General features: G+C 30.4%; 19 protein-coding genes. 13 read left to right on the top strand and 6 right to left on the bottom strand.

What is annotated here, in order from left to right; genetic code table 11:
• From ELQ04_RS05605 to ELQ04_RS05545, 13 genes are all read left to right on the top strand, one after another.
• Entirely contained in the window at positions 1–768 is a 768-nt protein-coding gene (locus ELQ04_RS05605; protein WP_002936898.1) for an HAD-IIA family hydrolase, read from the top strand.
• A complete protein-coding gene (pheA, locus tag ELQ04_RS05600) occupies positions 756–1,829 on the top strand; it encodes a prephenate dehydratase (RefSeq protein WP_002936899.1) in 1,074 nt (357 codons plus the stop codon). The genes ELQ04_RS05605 and pheA overlap by 13 nt, the downstream gene beginning before the upstream one ends.
• Positions 1,819–2,913, top strand: coding sequence for a histidinol-phosphate transaminase (gene hisC / locus ELQ04_RS05595; RefSeq protein WP_002936900.1), 1,095 nt, complete (start codon positions 1,819–1,821; stop codon positions 2,911–2,913). The genes pheA and hisC overlap by 11 nt, the downstream gene beginning before the upstream one ends.
• 51 nt (positions 2,914–2,964) lie before the next feature.
• Positions 2,965–4,647: a flagellar basal-body MS-ring/collar protein FliF gene (gene fliF / locus ELQ04_RS05590; RefSeq protein ID WP_002936903.1), complete on the top strand. Its 1,683-nt coding sequence runs from the start codon at positions 2,965–2,967 to the stop codon at positions 4,645–4,647.
• Positions 4,647–5,675 carry a flagellar motor switch protein FliG gene (gene fliG, locus ELQ04_RS05585; protein WP_002854670.1) on the top strand — a complete coding sequence of 343 codons (1,029 nt, stop codon included), beginning with the start codon at positions 4,647–4,649 and terminating at the stop codon, positions 5,673–5,675. The genes fliF and fliG overlap by 1 nt, the downstream gene beginning before the upstream one ends.
• A 7-nt stretch (positions 5,676–5,682) precedes the next feature.
• Positions 5,683–6,513, top strand: coding sequence for a flagellar assembly protein FliH (gene fliH / locus ELQ04_RS05580; protein WP_002936908.1), 831 nt, complete (start codon positions 5,683–5,685; stop codon positions 6,511–6,513).
• Entirely contained in the window at positions 6,506–8,353 is a 1,848-nt protein-coding gene (gene dxs / locus ELQ04_RS05575; protein WP_002936912.1) for a 1-deoxy-D-xylulose-5-phosphate synthase, read from the top strand. The genes fliH and dxs overlap by 8 nt, the downstream gene beginning before the upstream one ends.
• Positions 8,354–8,436: 83 nt before the next feature.
• Complete coding sequence (gene perR / locus ELQ04_RS05570; protein ID WP_002936914.1) at positions 8,437–8,847, top strand: peroxide-responsive transcriptional repressor PerR; 411 nt, start codon at positions 8,437–8,439, stop codon at positions 8,845–8,847.
• A gap of 45 nt (positions 8,848–8,892) precedes the next feature.
• Positions 8,893–10,089 (top strand): hypothetical protein, encoded by a 1,197-nt coding sequence (locus ELQ04_RS05565; protein WP_002936923.1) that lies wholly within the window; start codon positions 8,893–8,895, stop codon positions 10,087–10,089.
• Positions 10,090–10,091: 2 nt separating this feature from the next.
• On the top strand, positions 10,092–10,799 hold the full coding sequence (ubiE, locus tag ELQ04_RS05560; RefSeq protein WP_002936926.1) for a bifunctional demethylmenaquinone methyltransferase/2-methoxy-6-polyprenyl-1,4-benzoquinol methylase UbiE: 708 nt from the start codon (positions 10,092–10,094) through the stop codon (positions 10,797–10,799).
• Positions 10,796–11,959 carry an exodeoxyribonuclease VII large subunit gene (xseA, locus tag ELQ04_RS05555; protein WP_002936929.1) on the top strand — a complete coding sequence of 388 codons (1,164 nt, stop codon included), beginning with the start codon at positions 10,796–10,798 and terminating at the stop codon, positions 11,957–11,959. The genes ubiE and xseA overlap by 4 nt, the downstream gene beginning before the upstream one ends.
• A 9-nt stretch (positions 11,960–11,968) precedes the next feature.
• Positions 11,969–13,045: a phosphoserine transaminase gene (gene serC / locus ELQ04_RS05550; protein WP_002936932.1), complete on the top strand. Its 1,077-nt coding sequence runs from the start codon at positions 11,969–11,971 to the stop codon at positions 13,043–13,045.
• The gene (locus tag ELQ04_RS05545; protein WP_002936933.1) at positions 13,042–13,392 is read left to right on the top strand and encodes a RidA family protein; all 351 of its coding nucleotides are present in this window, start codon (positions 13,042–13,044) and stop codon (positions 13,390–13,392) included. The genes serC and ELQ04_RS05545 overlap by 4 nt, the downstream gene beginning before the upstream one ends.
• Here ELQ04_RS05545 and ELQ04_RS05540 read toward each other — a convergent pair.
• The 6 genes from ELQ04_RS05540 to ELQ04_RS05515 form a co-directional block, all read right to left on the bottom strand.
• Positions 13,389–14,363: a beta-ketoacyl-ACP synthase III gene (locus ELQ04_RS05540; RefSeq protein WP_002936937.1), complete on the bottom strand. Its 975-nt coding sequence runs from the start codon at positions 14,361–14,363 to the stop codon at positions 13,389–13,391. The two genes, ELQ04_RS05545 and ELQ04_RS05540, sit on opposite strands and share 4 nt — an antisense overlap.
• Entirely contained in the window at positions 14,356–15,342 is a 987-nt protein-coding gene (gene plsX, locus ELQ04_RS05535) for a phosphate acyltransferase PlsX (RefSeq protein ID WP_002936940.1), read from the bottom strand. The genes ELQ04_RS05540 and plsX overlap by 8 nt, the downstream gene beginning before the upstream one ends.
• Before the next feature lie 5 nt (positions 15,343–15,347).
• Entirely contained in the window at positions 15,348–15,494 is a 147-nt protein-coding gene (rpmF, locus tag ELQ04_RS05530; RefSeq protein WP_002862578.1) for a 50S ribosomal protein L32, read from the bottom strand.
• Positions 15,495–15,518: 24 nt separating this feature from the next.
• A complete protein-coding gene (locus tag ELQ04_RS05525) occupies positions 15,519–15,872 on the bottom strand; it encodes a hypothetical protein (RefSeq protein ID WP_002936943.1) in 354 nt (117 codons plus the stop codon).
• Positions 15,873–16,286, bottom strand: coding sequence for a nucleoside-diphosphate kinase (gene ndk / locus ELQ04_RS05520; protein ID WP_002936946.1), 414 nt, complete (start codon positions 16,284–16,286; stop codon positions 15,873–15,875).
• Positions 16,287–16,398: 112 nt separating this feature from the next.
• Positions 16,399–16,683, bottom strand: coding sequence for a 4Fe-4S dicluster domain-containing protein (locus ELQ04_RS05515; protein WP_002854354.1), 285 nt, complete (start codon positions 16,681–16,683; stop codon positions 16,399–16,401).
• Between the last annotated feature and the right edge of the window lie 142 nt (positions 16,684–16,825).

Here is a 16,825-nt window from a genome sequence, read left to right as displayed (position 1 = left end):
ATGTTTTTTTTAGATGTTCAAGGGACTTTAATTTCTGATCATGATAAATCTTTAATCTATGGTGCTAAAGAATTAATTGATTTTTTAAATGCAAAAAATCTTCCTTATGTTATCATTACTAACAATACAAAAAAACTTGATTTTTTAGAAAAATTACAGCAAAAAGGATTGGCTATAAAAGAAAATGCTTATATTGATCCTTTCAGCGTTTTAAAACACCTTTTAAGACCTTGTAAAGTTGCGGCTTTTGGTGCAGATGAGTTTGTAAAAAGTCTTGAAAATCTTGGTTTTGAGCTCGATTTTGTAAATCCTAGTGCTGTGCTTGTGGCTAGCTATGATGATTTTAAATTTAAAGATTTTGCCACTATGATAGAATTGGCTAGAAGAGAAGTTAGATTTATAGCTATGCACGAAACTAGTATTTATAAAAAAGATGGTAGGCCTTATCCTGGTGTAGGTAGCATTATGGCTATGCTTAAAAATGCTATTGATTTTGAATACGAGGTTGTAGGTAAGCCTAGCATTGTTTTTTATAAAGAAGCTTTAAATTTGATAAGAAGACAAAATTCAAAAATCGATTTTGAAGATATTAAAATCATTAGTGATGATTTTAGGGGTGACTTGCTTAAGGCAAAAGAACTTGGCATGAAAACCTTGCTAGTTTTAAGCGGCAAGATAAGCGACACAAAAGGGCTTGATACGGATTTGCTTGATGGAGTTTACCCTAGTGTTTTTGAGTTTTTAAAGGATCTAAAATGCCAAATTTAGAAGAATTTAGAAATAAAATCGATGCGGTTGATGATAAAATTTTAGATCTTTTAAATGAAAGAATGACTTATGTTAAAAGTATAGGTGAGCTTAAACAAAGTAGTGGGGGAAGTATTTATCGTCCTGAGCGTGAAAGAGCCATTATCAATCGTTTAAAAAATGCAAATTTAGGACTTTTAGATCAAAATGCCATAGAGGCAATTTATCAAGAAATTTTTGCAGTTTCAAGAAATTTAGAAATGCCTCAAACTGTAGCTTATTTAGGACCTGAAGGAACTTATACGCATCAAGCAGCAAGAAGTCGTTTTGGTGCGATGAGTCGTTATATAGCCTTGGCCAATATCGAAGATGTTTTTAAAGAGTTAAGTAACAAAGAAGCAAAATACGGTGTTGTACCTATAGAAAATAATACCGAAGGTGCAGTAGGTATTACTTTAGATTGTTTAGGTAAGTATAATGAGCTTAAAATTTTTGGTGAAATTTATATGGATATTCATCATTCTTTTGTGGGGATTAATGAAAATTTAAAAGAAATCAAACGCATTTATTCGCATCCGCAAGGTTATAATCAATGTCGTAAATTTTTAGAAAGTCATGAACTTAGTGCTATAGAATTTGTTCCTTCAAAATCTACAGCTAATGCGGCTTATTTAGCTTCGCAAGATAAATATGCGGCAGCAATTTGCTCTAAAATAGCGGCTAAGCTTTATAATGTGCCTGTGCTTTTTGATAAAATAGAAGATAATGCAGCCAATAAAACAAGATTTTTAATTTTAAGCGATATTAAAAATCCTAAAATGCCAAATTGTAAAACTTCTATTTTAGCACACACAGCACATAAACCTGGGGGGCTTAGCTTTTTATTAGAGCAGTTTAAAAAAGAAAATATTAATCTTACTAAGCTTGAATCTCGTCCTGTAAAATCAAAAGAATTTTTACACAGTTTTTATATAGATTTTGAAGGGCATATTGATGATGAAAATGTAAAAAAAGCCTTAAAAGATATACAAGAGATTGTTTGGCTTGGATCTTATTTATCAGGAGAAAAAGATGAAATTTAATGAATTTTTAAATCATTTAAGCAATTATGAACCCGGCAAAGATATAGAAGTTATTGCTAAAGAATATGGCGTTAAAGAAGTGATAAAATTAGCAAGTAATGAAAATCCTTTTGGTACGCCACCAAAAGCCATAGAATGTTTAAGACAAAATGCAAACAAAGCTCATCTTTACCCTGATGATAGTATGATAGAACTTAAAAGCACATTGGCTCAAAAATATAAAGTTCAAAATGAAAATATTATCATTGGTGCAGGTAGTGATCAAGTGATTGAATTTGTTATACATGCTAAGTTAAATTCTAAAAATGCTTTTTTACAAGCTGGAGTTACCTTTGCTATGTATGAAATTTATGCCAAACAATGCGGTGCAAAGTGTTATAAAACTCAAAGCATTACTCATGATTTAAATGAGTTTAAAAAGCTTTATGAAGCACACAAAGATGAAATTAAACTCATTTTCTTATGCTTACCAAATAATCCTTTAGGCGAGTGTTTGGATGCAAGTGAAGTGACCAAGTTTATTAAAGGTGTGGATGAGGATTGTTTAGTTGTGATTGATGCAGCTTATAATGAATTTGCAAGTTTTAAAGATAGCAAAAAACATTTAGAACCTTGTGAATTGATTAAAGAATTTGACAATGCACTTTATTTGGGAACTTTTTCTAAACTTTATGGATTAGGAGGCTTACGCATTGGTTATGGTATAGCTAATGCTAATATTATTAATGCATTTTACAAGCTTCGTGCTCCTTTTAATGTGAGCAATCTTGCTTTAAAAGCAGCAGTTGCAGCAATAGATGATGATGAATTTACTAAAAAAACTTTAGAGAATAATTTTTCTCAAATGGAGCTTTATAAAGAATTTGCTAAAAAATATGATATTAAAATCATTGATAGTTATACAAATTTCATCACTTATTTTTTTGATGAAAAAAATAGTACAGATTTGTCTGAAAAATTGCTTAAAAAGGGTATAATAATAAGAAATTTAAAAAGCTATGATTTAAATGCTATACGCATTACTATAGGAACATCTTATGAAAATGAAAAATTTTTTACAGAATTTGATAAGATTTTAAGATAGATAAATCAAATAAAAATATGTAAAATTCGCTAAACTAAGGGATGAGAATTAATGGATTTTAAAAATATGCTTCATCAAATTGGGCAACTTTATCAAAATTTAACTCGCAAGCAGCGTATAGTGATTGCTGCATCTATTGTAGTAGTGGTTGGGTTTTTGGTTTTTTTAGCTTTATTTCGTGGAAGTGGTAGTAATGCAAATAATGGATATGCAGTTTTAGTTGAAAATGTAAGCCCAAGTTCTTCTGCTGCAATTGTAGCTAAACTTGAACAAAATAATATTCCCTATAAATTAGAAAGTGAAAATAAAATTTTAGTTCCACAAGATCAGGTTTATCGTCAAAGAATGTTTATTGCAAGCGAAGGTCTTATAAAAGATAGTCGCGTGGGTTTTGAAGCTTTTGATACTCAAGCTTTTGGAGCTACAAATGAAGAGCAAAGGGTAAAATACCAAAGAGCCATAGAAGGCGAACTTGCAAGAACTATTGAGACTTTAGAACCTATTCGTAGTGCTGTTGTACACATAGCATTTCCTAAAGATAGTGTTTTTACCGAAAGGCAAATTCCGCCTACAGCTTCAGTTGTTGTTAATGTTCGTGAAGGCTTAAAGCTTACTAGAAAACAAATTGATGGTATAAAAAATATTGTTTCAGCGGCAGTTCCAAAACTTACTAAAGAAAATGTTAAGATTAGTGATCAAAGTGGCGTGCCTTTAGATGAGCAAGAAGCATATGAAGATGACTTGGTTCGTGCGCAAATTAAATTTAAAAGCGATCAAGAAAAAGCTTTAGAAGATAAGATTATAGAAAATTTAGCTCCTTTTGCAGGTGGCATGGATAAAGTAAAAGTGAGTGTAAATATAGATTTTGATTTTTCCAAGCAAGAATCTCAAAGTGAAATTTATGATCCAAATCCTATAGTGCGTAGTGAGCAAACTTTAAACGAGGAAAGAACAGGTAGAAAAGATCCAGAAATTCAGGGTGTTCCAGGTGCTGTTTCTAATATAGGTCCTGTTGAAGGACTTGACAATAAAGGTCAAATTGACACTTATAAAAAAAATCAAGTTACTACAAATAATGAACTTTCTAAAACTATTACAAATACCAAAAAACAATTTGCAACAGTTTTACGCACTTCAGCAGCTGTCACTATAGATGGAAAATATCAAGATGTGGTTGATGAAAATGGGGATGTGAAAAGCGAATATGTCCCATTGACTAAAGAAGAGCTTGCAAGTGTTGAGAGTATAGTTAAAAATACTATTAATTTTAGTGCTACTAGAGGTGATAGTGTTGTGGTGCAAAATTTACCATTTCATCGTGAGTCGATTAGAGTTGAGAGTAAAGTTAAAACTTTTTACAATCGTTTTGTTGAGCCATTTATTCCGCCGGCTAAATACTTTATTGCAGCGATTTTACTTTTTATTTTTTACAAAAAAGTTATTGCTCCATTTACTCAAAAAATGCTTGAAGATGTCGCAGCACAAGAGGAAATGCAGCAAGGTCCAAATGCTGTTTTAGATGATGCTGAAGATGCTTTAGAGAAATTTAATGCAGCAAGGAAAAAAGTTGAAGAACAACTTGGTTTTGGGGATAACTTCAATGAAGATTCTATCCAGTATGAGGTTTTGCTTCAAAAATTGCGTGGTTTGGTAAGTGATAAAGGTGAGGAAATTGCAGCACTTTTGCAAAACTTAATTCAAAATGATAGCGAATTTGGTGAAAAGGATATGTGATGATAAAGCTAAGTGAAGAACAAAAAATGGTCTATGATGATTTATCGATGCCTGAGAAGGTAGCGATATTTCTTATACAACTTGGCGAAGATGCAACCACTTCTGTGTTTTCACATATGGAAATTGATGTAATCACAGAAATTTCACGTTATATTGCTATGGCTAAAAATGTTGATAGATCCGTAGCTACTGCAGTTTTAGAAGAATTTTACACTCTGCTTCAATCAAATCAATATATTAAAAGTGGTGGTTTGGAATATGCTAAAGAAATACTTTTTCGTACTTTTGGGCCAGAGATTGCAAATAAAATTCTTGAAAAACTCACTAAAAGTATGGAGAATAATCAAAATTTTGCTTATTTGGCGCAAATTAAACCACAGCAACTTGCAGACTTTATTACCAAAGAGCACCCACAAACCATCGCTCTTATTTTGGCACACATGGATTCTATTCATGCGGCAGAAACTTTAGAGTATTTTAGTGATGAATTAAGGGCTGAGGTGGTTATAAGAATGGCAAATCTTGGCGATATTTCTCCAAGTATTATTAAAAGAGTTTCTGCAGTGCTAGAAAGCAAGCTTGAAAGTCTTACCTCTTATAAGGTTGAAGTGGGCGGCCCAAGAGCGGTAGCAGAAGTGCTTAATCGTTTGGGTCAAAAAGCAAGCAAATCAACCATTACTTATATTGAACAAAGTGATGAACGCTTAGCAGAGACTATTAAAGAGCTTATGTTTACTTTCGATGATATACAAAAACTTAGCACTCAAGCTATAAGAGAAATTTTAAAAGTAGCCGATAAGCGTGATTTAATGATAGGTTTAAAAGGTGCAAGTGAAGAGTTAAAGCAAAAATTCTTAGCCAATATGTCTACGCGTGCAAGCGAAGCTTTTCTTGAAGAAATGGGTTTTTTGGGTGCTGTGCGTGTTAAAGATGTTGAAGATGCACAAAGAAAGGTTGTTGAAGTGGTGCAAAAACTTGCAGAACAAGGTCTTGTTCAAACAGGCGATGCGGATGAAATGATAGAGTAGGTGAGAGATGGTTAATCGTAGCAATGTAATTTCTGGTGGGGCTTCTGATCAGCATGTTGTTGAAGGATATCGTTTTAAAGTTATTTCAGAATTTGATAATCATACAGGTGAAAAAAAACATACTCAAACTCCAGATGAAGAAAATGCTAATATATCTTTAAATGATGAAAAACTAGTCGAAGAAAATCAAGCCATTGCCCCTACGCAAGCTGTTATGGAAACTCAAATTCCAACATTTCAACCAAGTTTTGTTGAAGATTTGCTTAAAAAAACAGATGAAATGTCAAGCAATATTATTAAACTTCAAATGCAAATAGAAAGTCAAGAGAATGAATTTAATAACCGCTTAAATTCAGAACTTGAAAATGCTAAAGAAAAATTTGCCAAAGAAGGTTATGAGAAAGCAAAAGAAGAATTTCAAAAGGAATTGAGTGATTTTAAAGATAAGTATTTAAAAAGTATAGCCAAACTCGATAATGCTTGCGAAAATCTTGAAAATTTCATAGAAAAAAATGAGAAAGAATTAGCAGATACTGCTATAGATATCGCTAAAGAAGTAATCTTAAAAGAGCTTGAACTAAATTCAAGTAAGATAGCTTATGCTTTGGCCAAAGATTTAATCGGCGAGCTTAAGGGTGCTAGTGTAATTGAGCTTAAGGTTAATGCAGAGGATTATGAGTATTTAAAAGAGCAATTTGATCAGAATGCTCATATTAAAATAAGTCTTGATGATGCAATTAGCAAAGGAAGTGTTGTTATTATAAGTGACGCAGGCAATATAGAATCCAATCTTAACTCTCGTCTAACTAAAATTAAAAAAATGGTGAATAATGAGTAAAAAATTTGCCCATACTCAAGAAGAGTTAGAAAAGCTAAGTTTAAAAGAATTAGAAAATTTAGCAGCATCTATGCGTGAAAAAATCATACAAGTTGTGAGTAAAAATGGTGGGCATTTAAGTTCAAATTTGGGTGCTGTAGAACTTAGTATAGCAATGCATTTGGTTTTTGATGCAAAAAAAGATCCTTTTATTTTTGATGTGTCACATCAGTCTTATACACACAAGCTTTTAAGTGGAAAAGAAGAAATATTTGATACTTTAAGACAAATCAATGGTTTAAGTGGTTATACAAAACCTAGCGAGGGAGATTATTTTGTAGCAGGGCATTCTAGCACCTCTATTTCTTTGGCAGTAGGTGCTTGTAAGGCCATTGCTTTAAAGGGTGAAAAACGTATTCCTGTTGCTTTGATTGGAGATGGTGCTTTAAGTGCGGGTATGGCCTATGAGGCTTTAAATGAATTGGGTGATTCTAAATTTCCTTGCGTAATACTTTTAAATGATAATGAAATGAGTATTTCAAAACCAATTGGAGCAATTTCAAAGTATCTTTCTCAGGCTATGGCAACGCAGTTTTATCAAAGTTTTAAAAAGCGTATTGCTAAAATGTTGGATATATTGCCTGATAGTGCTACTTATATGGCTAAGCGTTTTGAAGAGAGTTTTAAACTTATTACTCCTGGGCTTTTGTTTGAAGAATTAGGGCTTGAATATATAGGGCCTATTGATGGACATAATTTAGGTGAAATTATTTCTGCATTAAAACAAGCAAAAGCTATGCAAAAGCCTTGTGTGATACATGCTCAAACCATAAAGGGTAAAGGCTATGCTTTAGCTGAAGGAAAACATGCTAAATGGCACGGGGTGGGAGCTTTTGATATAGATAGTGGAGAGAGTGTTAAAAAAAGTGATACTAAAAAATCTGCTACTGAAATTTTTTCTAAGAATTTGCTTGATTTAGCCTCAAAATATGAAAATATTGTTGGGGTTACGGCGGCTATGCCAAGTGGAACAGGTCTTGATAAGCTTATAGAAAAATATCCAAATCGTTTTTGGGATGTGGCTATTGCAGAACAGCATGCAGTAACTTCTATGGCCGCTATGGCAAAAGAAGGATTTAAACCTTTTATTGCAATATATAGCACCTTTTTACAGCGTGCTTATGATCAAGTGATCCATGATTGTGCGATTATGAATTTAAATGTGGTTTTTGCTATGGATAGGGCAGGTATAGTAGGCGAAGATGGGGAGACGCATCAAGGTGTTTTTGATCTTAGTTTTTTAGCTCCTTTGCCAAATTTCACTCTTTTAGCCCCAAGAGATGAACAAATGATGCAAAATATAATGGAGTATGCTTATTTACATCAAGGACCTATTGCTTTTCGTTATCCTAGAGGGAGTTTTATTTTGGATAAAGAATTTAATCCTTGTGAGATAAAACTTGGTAAGGCACAATGGCTTGTAAAAAATAGTAGTGAAATTGCTTTTTTAGGTTATGGACAAGGTGTGGCAAAAGCGTGGCAAGTTTTAAGAGCCTTGCAAGAAATGAATAATAACGCTAATTTGATTGATTTAATTTTTGCTAAACCTTTAGATGAAGAGCTTTTGTGTGAGCTTGCTGAAAAAAGTAAAATTTGGTTTATTTTTAGTGAAAATGTTAAAATTGGTGGTATAGAAAGTTTAATTAATAATTTTTTACAAAAACATGATTTGCATGTAAAAGTTGTTAGCTTTGAATATGAAGACAAATTTATTGAACATGGAAAAACAAGCGAGGTGGAAAAAAATTTAGAAAAAGATGTCAATAGTTTGTTGACGAAAGTTTTAAAATTTTATTATTAAATAATAAAAAATATTATTTAATATAAACTTTTTTTAATAAAAATTTTATTATTATTACTTATAAAAAGCAAGGAATAAATAAAATGGAATTACTACAAATGCTTAAAAAACATGAGTTAAAAGCTACTCCACAAAGACTATGTGTTTTAAAAATTTTAAAAAGACATGAACATCCTAATATTGATGAATTATATACAGAAATTAAAAAAGAATACCCTTCAATCTCTTTAGCAACGGTTTATAAAAATCTTAATACTTTACAAGAACAAGGTTTAGTTGTTGAAATCAATGTTTTAAATCAAAAAACTTGTTACGATATCTATGAGGAAGAACATATTCATGTTGTTTGTTCTAAGTGTGGTAGTATAGAGGATTTAAGTTTTAAAGATACTAAGCTTTATGAATATCAAGAGCATTTAGAGAAAAAGATAAGTAATCTTGTTAACCATTTATCTGTTTGTGCTTATGTTGATAGCTGCAAAAAGTGTCATTAAGCAAAATAAGGTTAAAATAACCCATATATTTTAAGGGTTATTTTAATGGTTTATGAAATTCAAAAAAACTTTTTACTTTCTGATTGTACTCTTTTAGAGAATTTAAAAAAAGATAATATACCTTTTCAAAATTCTAAATTTGAAACTTTTTATACTCAAATAAATTCAAATCATAGTGTTAAATTTCAAAGTTTTTGCAATGAATTTTATAAAATTACAAAATTTAATAATTCAATTTTAGAACAGAACCAAGAAGAGAAAATTTCTAAAAAAAAATTTGAAAAAGCTCGAAAAAAGATTATAGGAAAGAGTATTAAAAAAGAACGCTTCGAATTTAAATTTTGCTCTTTAAAAAGTTATATTGATATTTATGAAGAGCCTAAAATTTGTATTTTAAAAATATTTTTTCCAACATTGGATAGTTCCAATGAATTTAAAATTCCTAAAGATTTTAAAATTCAAAAAGAATTGCATCATGATTTAAATTCTAAACATATCGTTTTATATGGTTTTGAATATCAAAATTTTGATATAGAGAAATGTTTTAAAATTATAGAAAAAAATCAGAATTTTAGCTTAGATTTTCCAAATTATATTAATGCTTATGATGGATTTAGAATTTTTTTATTTTATTTATTTAAAAAATTAAAATTTTATTGGACTTTATCTTTAGAGAGAAAAGATAAGCAAAGTTTATGCGAATTTTTATTTTATTCAAGAAGCTTGTATATAGTTTTATCAAGTATGAATACTATTTTAGATAAAAATTTGAGTAATATTTTGGCTTTAAAGTTTAAAGATATAACGAAAAAAACTCAAGATATTTTAGCAAGTGAAAATTCAAATCAAGATTTATTACTATTTTTAAGTGATGAAAAAATCCAAGATTTGTTTAATGATTTTGATTTTTTCATAAAGGAAAATTCTTTTTATGAAGGTGATTGCAAAGATAGGTTTTTTAAACAACTTGTTGCGTTAGAACTTAGAAAAAAAATTATTTTATTTAGAAAAAATATACTAAAAAATTTTGATTTAGAGCTTTTTGAAAATAGTTTTTTTGAATTGGCAATATTTTTAGAATATTTTTATCGTTTTTTAGAGATAAAAAATTTAAACAAACTTTATGAAAAATATTGCAAAGATAGGGATAAAAATATTTTTTCCAAAATAATCAATAATAAAAATAAATTTTGCAAATTGCTTAAAAAATTAAGTAAAAATTTGAAAATTTACAAAGGATAAAAATGCAAAAACAAGAAAAAATTATAGAAATGTTTAATCAAATTGCTCCCACTTACGATAAAGCTAATAGAATTTTAAGCTTTGGAGCTGATGTAGCGTGGCGTAAAAAAGCTTGTCAAAGAGTGATGAGTTTATATTTAAACAAAGATTTAAAAATCGCTGATATTGCTTGTGGCACAGGGGATATGATAGAGATTTGGCAAGAGAGTGCTTTAAAAATGGAAAAAAATATTTTAAATATTAAAGGCATTGATCCAAGTAGCGGTATGCTAAATGTTGCAAAAGAAAAATTTCCAAATGTCGAATTTATAGAAGCAGGGGCACAAAATTTACCTTTAGAAAGTCAAAGTTTAGATATTTTAAGTATTAGTTATGGTATTCGCAATGTTGTAGAAAGACAAAAAGCTTTAAGTGAATTTGCTAGAGTACTTCAAAAAGATGGTATTTTGGTAGTTTTGGAATTTACAAAAAGAGAAAAGGGTGGGTTTATAGCAGCTTGTAGAGATTTTTATCTTAAAAATATTTTACCAAGTATAGGCGGGATAATCAGTAAAAATAAAAGTGCTTATGAGTATTTGCCAAATTCTATTGAAGGATTTTTAAGCAAGGAAGAATTTATCTTAGAGCTTAAAAATGCTGGTTTTGAAATGCTTGATTATAAAAGTTTTAGCTTTGGCGTGAGTTCAATGTTTATAGCAAAAAAACTATGACGCCAACAGAATTAAATCTTAAAGCAAAGGCTTTATTAGAAACACATTTTGATGATATAGTTTTAAGTGGAGAAATTTCAAAAATCACTTTGCATGGTTCAGGGCATTGGTATTTTGATTTAAAAGATGAAAGATCAAGTATTTCTTGTGCTATGTTTAAAGGAGCTAATTTAAAAGTCGGATTTAAACCAGCGGTGGGAGATTTTTTAGAGCTTTGTGGAAGTGTGAGTTTATATCCTGAAAGCGGTCGTTATCAATTTATCGCTACTAGTATGAAAAAAGCAGGTTTTGGGGATTTGGAAGCGCAGTTTTTGGCTTTAAAAGAGCGTTTGCAAAAAGAAGGACTTTTTGATCCACGCTTTAAAAAATCTCTGTCAAAATTTCCTAAAAAAGTAGGCATTATCACTTCAAAAACTTCTGCTGCTTTGCAAGATATGTTAAAACTTATTCATCATAAAGAATATTTTTTGGCAAAAATTTATATTTTTGATGCTTTAACTCAAGGAAATAATGCTCCTTTTTCTCTTATACAAGCTTTAAAAAAAGCTGATGATATGGATTTAGATGTTCTTATTATAGCACGTGGTGGAGGAAGCAGGGAAGATCTTTTTTGTTTTAATGATGAAAATTTAGCAAGAGAGATTTTTAAAGCAAAAACTCCTATTATTTCAGCTATAGGACATGAGATTGATTACGTTATTAGTGATTTTGTTGCAGATTTTAGAGCTCCAACGCCTTCAGCTGCAATAGATACTTTGTTTTATTCTAAGTTAGATATAGAACAAAGTTTAGATTTAATGGAAGAAAAATTAATGCAACTTTGGAATCATAAAATGCAAAATTATGAAAATTTGCTTTTAAATTTAAGCAAATTTTTCAAATTTAATTCTTTGCCAAAAATAATAGATGAAAAAATAAAACAAAGCCATAATATAGAAAAGCAATTAAATCATCTACTGGCAAATCAAATGCGTTATAATGAATTAAAATTAGATAAATTGGAAAATGCTTATTTGCAACATGAGAATTTTTTTAATAAAAGCAAAAAGTTTATTTGTATCAGAAAAAATGGTAAAATAGCGAACTTAGAAGATCTTAAGAGTGATGATATCGTTATTTTAAGTTCTCAAACTTCTCAAAAAGAAGCAAAAATTTTATAAGGATAAATTATGAGAAAAATTAATTTCAGCGCAGGGCCATCAATTTTACCTTTAGAAATTTTAGAGCAAGCTCAAAAAGAACTCTGTGATTATCAAGGTAAAGGTTATTCTATAATGGAAATTTCTCACCGTACAAAAGTATTTGAAGAAGTGCATTTTGGAGCACAAGAGAAAGTTAAAAAACTTTATGGATTAAATGATGATTATGAAATATTATTTTTACAAGGTGGAGCAAGTTTGCAATTTGCTATGATTCCTATGAATTTAGCTTTAAATGGGGTTTGTGAATATGCAAATACAGGAGTTTGGACAAAAAAAGCGATTAAAGAAGCACAAATTTTAGGTGTCAATGTTAAAACCGTAGCAAGTAGTGAGGAAAGTAATTTTAATCATATTCCTAGAGTGGAATTTAGTGATAATGCTGATTATGCTTATATTTGTTCTAACAATACTATTTACGGCACTCAATATCAAAATTATCCTAAAACTAAAGCTCCTTTGATTGTGGATGCATCGAGTGATTTTTTTTCTAGAAAAGTAGATTTTTCAAATATTGCTCTTTTTTATGGCGGAGTACAAAAAAATGCTGGAATTTCGGGTTTAAGTTGTATTTTTATCCGTAAAGATATGTTAGAAAGATCTAAAAATAAACAAATTCCTAGTATGTTAAATTATTTGACTCATGCTGAGAATTATTCCTTGTTTAACACGCCTCCAACCTTTGCCATTTATATGTTTAATCTTGAAATGGATTGGCTTTTAAATCAAGGTGGGCTTGATAAAGTGCATGAGAAAAATTCTCAAAAAGCTACTATGCTTTATGAATGTATTGATTTAAGCAATGGATTTTATAAAGGACATGCAGATAAAAAGGATAGATCTTTAATGAATGTGAGTTTTAGTATTACCAAAAATAAAGATTTAGAGCCTCTTTTTGTAAAAGAAGCCGAAGAAGCTGGAATGATAGGACTTAAAGGACATAGAATTTTAGGAGGAATTCGTGCAAGTATTTATAATGCACTTAATTTGGATCAGGTCAAAACTTTGTGTGAATTTATGAAAGAATTTCAAGGAAAATATGCATGATAAAGCGTTTTGATGAGTGCGATAGAATGTCGCAAATTATTGTTTTTGATAAATATTTTAAAACTGCAGGACAAGTGGCTTTTGAACCTAGCGGAGATATTAAAAAACAAACCAAAGAAGCGCTTGCAGAACTTGATGTTTTGTTTGAAAAAATAGGCGCAAGCAAAGGAGATTTGATTCAAATTCAAATCTGGCTAGCTAATATGCAAGATTTTGATGCAATGAATGAAATTTATGATGCTTGGATTAAAAATTACCCTAAACCTGTTAGAGCTTGTGTAGGAAGTGCTTTAGCAGAGGGTTATTTGGTAGAAATTCAAGCTTTTGGAAAGCTAAGAGAGAATTAAAAATTCTCTCCTCCAAATTTTAAAAGTGCAGATCCCCAAGTAAAACCACCGCCAAAAGCATCTAGTAAGATTAGATCTCCTTTTTTAAGCCGACCTTCTTCATAGGCATCATTCATTGCCATAGGTATAGAAGCAGCTGAAGTATTGCCGTATTTTTGTACAGTGATCACACATTTTTCATCACTTAGATTGAGTTTTTCTTGGACGGCTTTAATGATGCGTAGATTAGCTTGATGAGGAATGAAAAGATCAATTTCTTGTGCTAAAATGTTATTTTTGGCTAAAATTTCTACAACATCATTGCTAAGTGTGTTTACTGCTATTTTAAAAACTTCATTGCCTTTCATTTGCATCGAAAGTGTTTGACATAGGCTTGATTTTTGTGATCTTTGAGTCATTAAAAGATCTCCATAATTACCATTGCTTGCAGTATGTACATCAAGGATATGATTTTTATTATCTAAACTTACAATTCCAGCACCTGCACCATCTCCAAAGAGTATGCAAATACTTCTATCATTATAATCTATAATGGAACTTGTTTTTTCAGCTCCTATGATTAAAACATTTTTTTTCAAGCCACTTTCTACTAAGGCTTTAGCTTGTTCAAGCAAATAGATAAAACCAGAACAAGCTGCTGAAATATCAAAAGCACTAATATTTACAAGTCCTAAATTTGAAGCAATTTTACAAGCCGTTGAAGGCATAGTAAAATAATCAGGACTTAAAGTGGCTACAAGAATCGCATCAATATCTTCAGGTTTTAAATTTGCTCTTTCTATGGCTTTTAATGCAGCTTTTGTACCTAAATCGCTGGCATTTTCATTTTCATTAGCAATGCGTCTTTCTTTAATGCCTGTGCGTCTAGTGATCCATTCATCGGTAGTGTCTACCATCTTTTCAAGATCGGCATTGCTCAAAATTTTTTCTGGAATATAAGAAGCTATACTTTTAAGACTGGCTTTAAGCATTGTATTTCCCAAGTTCATTTTCTATAAGTTCATTGATATGGGATTGGCTAAAATTTATAGCTTGAAAAATTGCATTTTTAATAGCCCTAGAATCGCTTTTTCCATGACTTACGATCACGCAACCATTAACTCCAAGAAGGGGTGCTCCACCATATTCTTGCCAATCAATATGTTTTTTTAATTTCTTAAAAGATGGTTTCATAAGTAAAGCACCTATTTTAGAAATAAAAGATTGTTTTACTTCATTTTTTAATAGTTGAAAAATTGCTGTTGCTACACCCTCGCAAGCTTTTAAAATCACATTTCCATTAAAACCATCACAGACTAAAACATCTATTTCGCCATTGAAAATATCTCTACCTTCAGCATTGCCTATAAAATTTGGAATTTTTTTCATAAGTTGATGGCTTTCTTTAGTAAGTTCATTACCTTTGCATTCTTCTTCGCCATTAGAAAGCAAAGCAAGACGCGGTTTTTGAATTTGCATGATTTCTCTAGCATAAACTTCACCCATTACAGCAAATTGAAATAAATTTTCAGCTTTACAATCTGTATTAGCTCCAACATCTAAAAGTAAAGTTTTGTTAGTAATATTTGGCATTAAAGTAGCGATAGCAGGTCTTGAAATACCTTTGAGTCTCCCAAGTCTTAATGTAGCTAAGGACATGCTTGCTCCACTATGACCCGCTGAAACTACAGCATCTACTTTTTTTTCTTTTAATAGATTAATAGCTTTATAAATGGTTGTTTCTCTATTTTTTAAAGCATCAGTGGCGCTTTCATTCATTGAAAAAATTTCACTAGCTTCTTCGTATTGTATATATTGTTCCAATTTTTTTGGTATTAAAGGTTTTAGAATTTTAGAATCTCCCACCAAGATAGCGTTAAAAGGTTTTGCTTCCAGTGCCTTTAAAACGCCCTCCATAATGGGTTTTTCTCCAAAATCACCACCCATTGCATCGATGGCAATGTTAATCATTGATTTTAATATTCCTTAGTTGTTGGATTCGCACGGTGAGGCATTTTATAGCTTCCATCTTTGTCTTTTACAGGCATAGGAAGACTAACTTTATAGTGAGTTCTGCGTTTAGCTGCACGAGTTTTACTCACTCTTCTCTTTGGTACTGCCATTTTTTCTCCTTTATAAAATTTAAATTAATTATTGCAATTTGCACAATAAAAATAATCACTTAAATAAGCTTCAAGCTCACTGATAGCAACTTCTATTAAATCAATATGTCCATCGAAAAATTCTATAGTATTGCTCAATTCGTTTGTTTTATCTTTAAAAATACCATCACTTGCAAAAAGTTCTAAATTTTCTTTAATTTCAAGTTCAAATTCAGTTCCACAGCTATCACAAGGTCTATAGATAAAACCTTGCATAATAGCATTTATTTTAACAAGTTTAGGATTTATTTTTACTAAATTTCCTTCAAAAATCATATTTTCAAGATTAAGTTTAAAAGGATATTCTTTCGCGCTAATCTTAGAAAAAGGTATTTTCATTTAGCAAATTTCGTTTGGTTTAAAGAAAAATTCAATTTCTATTTTTGCATTTTCTAAGCTGTCACTTCCATGAACGGCATTGGCATCAATACTCTCAGCAAAATCAGCTCTAATTGTTCCTGCTTTAGCTTCTTTAGGATTTGTTGCTCCCATTAAATCTCTATTTTTCAATACAGCACCTTCTCCTTCTAGTATAGAAACAACAACAGGACCGCTAATCATAAATTCAACCAAGTCTTTAAAAAAAGGTCTTTCTTTATGAATAGCATAAAAATTTTCAGCTTGTTCTTTGCTAAGTTGAATTTTTTTCATTGCAGCGATTCTTAATCCATTGCTTTCAAAACGATCTAAAATTTTTCCTATAACACCTTTTTTAACAGCATCAGGTTTAATTATAGATAAAGTTTTTTCCATCTTTATAATAACTCCTTATTTTAATAAAGCTTAAAATTATACTTGAATTTGTTTAAAGAAAGTTAAATTAAATTAAAAAGCTAGGAATCTCTAGCTTTTTAATTTTTTAAAATTATGCAAAAACTGGAGTGTCCCCACTTCTCATATCAGCACCAATATTATCACGACTTGGTTGTCCTGATTCTACAGCACTCCAAACTATACATCCATCTGTTGGACAAGCACTAGCACAAGCTGGTTGATCATTATGTCCTACGCATTCAACGCATTTGTTTGCATAAACATAATATCTATCTTCACCTTCTGGATTGTTAGCATCATCAACGATAGCACTCACTGGACACTCATCAATACAAGAACCACAAGCAATACATATATCTGTAATTTTTACAGCCATTTTTTCTCCTTTTTAATATTAAGATTTAAAAGATTTTAGCATAAAATTCTTAAATAAGGTAAATTTTTGATAATCAAAAATTTACCTTATTTGATAATAATTATAACTTTCTTAAATTTTTAATATTATCTTAGATATTTAA

It is taken from the genome of Campylobacter sp. CH278, from assembly GCF_004378845.1.
Lineage (GTDB): Bacteria > Campylobacterota > Campylobacteria > Campylobacterales > Campylobacteraceae > Campylobacter_D > Campylobacter_D jejuni.
Note: the sequence above shows the minus strand (reverse complement) of the source record. Positions and strands in the feature narration are given on the sequence as shown.

Bases quoted from the DNA above. Each gene is read 5' to 3' on its own strand.
- ubiE (WP_002936926.1), top strand. From the start codon at position 10,092: ATGCAAAAACAAGAAAAAATTATAGAAATGTTTAATCAAATTGCTCCC.
- plsX (WP_002936940.1), bottom strand. From the start codon at position 15,342: ATGATTAACATTGCCATCGATGCAATGGGTGGTGATTTTGGAGAAAAA.
- fliH (WP_002936908.1), top strand. From the start codon at position 5,683: ATGGTTAATCGTAGCAATGTAATTTCTGGTGGGGCTTCTGATCAGCAT.
- ELQ04_RS05540 (WP_002936937.1), bottom strand. From the start codon at position 14,363: ATGCTTAAAGCCAGTCTTAAAAGTATAGCTTCTTATATTCCAGAAAAA.
- pheA (WP_002936899.1), top strand. From the start codon at position 756: ATGCCAAATTTAGAAGAATTTAGAAATAAAATCGATGCGGTTGATGAT.
- ELQ04_RS05545 (WP_002936933.1), top strand. From the start codon at position 13,042: ATGATAAAGCGTTTTGATGAGTGCGATAGAATGTCGCAAATTATTGTT.
- fliF (WP_002936903.1), top strand. From the start codon at position 2,965: ATGGATTTTAAAAATATGCTTCATCAAATTGGGCAACTTTATCAAAAT.
- ELQ04_RS05515 (WP_002854354.1), bottom strand. From the start codon at position 16,683: ATGGCTGTAAAAATTACAGATATATGTATTGCTTGTGGTTCTTGTATT.
- perR (WP_002936914.1), top strand. From the start codon at position 8,437: ATGGAATTACTACAAATGCTTAAAAAACATGAGTTAAAAGCTACTCCA.
- ELQ04_RS05565 (WP_002936923.1), top strand. From the start codon at position 8,893: ATGGTTTATGAAATTCAAAAAAACTTTTTACTTTCTGATTGTACTCTT.
- ndk (WP_002936946.1), bottom strand. From the start codon at position 16,286: ATGGAAAAAACTTTATCTATAATTAAACCTGATGCTGTTAAAAAAGGT.
- dxs (WP_002936912.1), top strand. From the start codon at position 6,506: ATGAGTAAAAAATTTGCCCATACTCAAGAAGAGTTAGAAAAGCTAAGT.
- rpmF (WP_002862578.1), bottom strand. From the start codon at position 15,494: ATGGCAGTACCAAAGAGAAGAGTGAGTAAAACTCGTGCAGCTAAACGC.
- hisC (WP_002936900.1), top strand. From the start codon at position 1,819: ATGAAATTTAATGAATTTTTAAATCATTTAAGCAATTATGAACCCGGC.
- ELQ04_RS05525 (WP_002936943.1), bottom strand. From the start codon at position 15,872: ATGAAAATACCTTTTTCTAAGATTAGCGCGAAAGAATATCCTTTTAAA.
- serC (WP_002936932.1), top strand. From the start codon at position 11,969: ATGAGAAAAATTAATTTCAGCGCAGGGCCATCAATTTTACCTTTAGAA.
- xseA (WP_002936929.1), top strand. From the start codon at position 10,796: ATGACGCCAACAGAATTAAATCTTAAAGCAAAGGCTTTATTAGAAACA.
- ELQ04_RS05605 (WP_002936898.1), top strand. From the start codon at position 1: ATGTTTTTTTTAGATGTTCAAGGGACTTTAATTTCTGATCATGATAAA.
- fliG (WP_002854670.1), top strand. From the start codon at position 4,647: ATGATAAAGCTAAGTGAAGAACAAAAAATGGTCTATGATGATTTATCG.